Annotated in this window: 2 protein-coding genes and 1 pseudogene; all 3 read left to right on the forward strand. The window is 36.5% G+C overall.

The window, feature by feature from the left end:
* Window positions 1–256 precede the first annotated feature (256 nt).
* Entirely contained in the window at window positions 257–1,090 is an 834-nt protein-coding gene (rsmI, locus tag ACSHXM_RS21740; protein ID WP_435692514.1) for a 16S rRNA (cytidine(1402)-2'-O)-methyltransferase, read from the forward strand.
* A 116-nt stretch (window positions 1,091–1,206) separates the two neighbouring features.
* Entirely contained in the window at window positions 1,207–1,713 is a 507-nt protein-coding gene (locus ACSHXM_RS21745; protein WP_435692516.1) for a 3'-5' exonuclease, read from the forward strand.
* 76 nt (window positions 1,714–1,789) lie between these two features.
* A pseudogene (locus tag ACSHXM_RS21750) lies at window positions 1,790–2,047 on the forward strand (2OG-Fe(II) oxygenase); the annotation flags it as partial.

Here is a 2,047-nt window from a genome sequence, read left to right on the forward strand (position 1 = left end):
AGATAATAACCGCTATTTTTTACAATTTTCGGTTGATGAACGACAGACTGTTTAATTTTAACTTGTGGGTTTTTAGTTGGGGTATTTGAACATGACAGTAAAACACAAATTGTGATGCTGCACCCCAAAAAAACTCTTATGTTCATTGTTTATACTCAGAAATTTCACTGTGTAATAGTTTATAGTAACGAGAATAAATATCTAGGTTAGTCGGTCTTTATTGGCCCTGTGTAATAAGCCTAAATGGAGATTAAAATTGAACGAGATTGGTAAACTTTTCATTGTGCCCACACCGATAGGCAACTTAGCCGATATCACTCATCGAGCCTTGAGTGTTTTATCTGAAGTTAATTTAATTGCAGCAGAGGATACTAGGCATAGTCAAAAGTTAATGCAGCACTATGCTATTTCTACTCGATTAATTTCGTTACACGACCATAACGAATCACAAAGAGCCAAACAATTAATTGAAAAGCTTAAATTAGGTGAAAATGTTGCCTTAATCTCTGACGCTGGAACGCCTCTTATAAGTGATCCTGGGTATGGTCTAGTAAATCAATGTCGTGAAACGGGCATTGAAGTGGTGCCATTGCCAGGTCCTTGTGCTGCTATTACGGCATTAAGTGGGGCAGGTTTAGCAACAGATAGGTTTAGATTTGAAGGTTTTTTACCAGTAAAAGCCGTGGCCAGAGAACAAGCTTTGGAAAGCTTAAAAGCGGAAAGTGCTACCAGTGTTTTTTATGAATCGCCAAGGCGGGTATTGGCTACAGTAAAACTCATTTCTAAGGTATTAGGCGAAAATAGGCCTGTAGTTTTAGCTAAAGAGTTAACGAAAACCTTTGAAACATTTTATACCGGGAGTGCCGAAGCTTGTGTTGCTTGGTTAGAAGAGGATACTAATCATCAAAGAGGCGAATTTGTATTGATGATTGCAGGTGAAAAAAGAGATCAAACTCAGGTTTCTCCAGAAGCATTAAAGTTACTGACGCTACTTATGAAAGAGTTGCCATTAAAAAAAGCCGCAGCTATTACAGCTGAACAATTTTCGTTAAAGAAAAACCATTTGTATCAGCTTGGCCTAGAGTTGTAATAAGTTTTAACAACTTATATTTGTTGGTAGGTATATTTACCTTTTTGAAGTTGGTAAATTTGTTAAGCTAGATATTGGTCGTCGTAAGTCAATTTAATAAGTGAGGGAACACCTAAATGACACAATTTTTTACACCGAATATAATTGACGTAGAAGCCAGTGGTTTTGGTGCTGCAAGTTATCCAATAGAAGTTGGCGTTATCAATCAATTTGGTGAGAAATTTTGTAAATTAGTCAAACCTCAAACTGATTGGCAGCATTGGGATGATAAGGCTGAAAATCTGCATGGCATTAGTCGTACCTTATTGTTAGAGAAAGGTTTACCAATCGTACAAATTTGTCGTGAATTAAATCAGTTTTTATTTAATCAAATTGTATATTCAGACGGATGGGTGGTAGATCAGCCATGGATGATTAAATTATTTGCAGATGCTAGGGTGTCTATGCAATTCAAGCTGAGCCCGTTGGAAATGATCTTGGATGAGGATCAAATGGCAGTTTGGCACGATACAAAAGATAAAGTATGTAAAAAAATGAAGATTCAGCGACACCGTGCAAGTAGCGATGCTGCGTTAATTCAAAGTACTTTTGTTGCAACAAAAGAAATTTGTAGTTTAAGATAATATTGAGACTGCGACATGGCGTGGTCATTGATAGTAATTTTTAGTCTCATATAGTTATTTAGCGAAATTAAAAAGCATGCCTATTGATCATATACCTGAAAAACGCATTGATTTAATCTGTGATAAGTTGGCAAACGAGGGATTTATTATTCTTCGAGATTTTTTGCCAGAACCCTTAGCTGTGTCTTTGTTAGATGAGGCGGAAATCCTATCCAAAACTCATTTTAGTACAGCGGGTATTGGTAGAAATGACGAACAACAAATTAATACTCAAGTACGTACCGATAGCACTCTTTGGTTAACTCATGATTCAGGCTATCAAACAGAATATCTC

Source organism: Paraglaciecola sp. (assembly GCF_051252315.1).
Taxonomy (GTDB): domain Bacteria; phylum Pseudomonadota; class Gammaproteobacteria; order Enterobacterales; family Alteromonadaceae; genus Paraglaciecola.

Bases quoted from the DNA above. Each gene is read 5' to 3' on its own strand.
- ACSHXM_RS21745 (WP_435692516.1), top strand. From the start codon at position 1,207: ATGACACAATTTTTTACACCGAATATAATTGACGTAGAAGCCAGTGGT.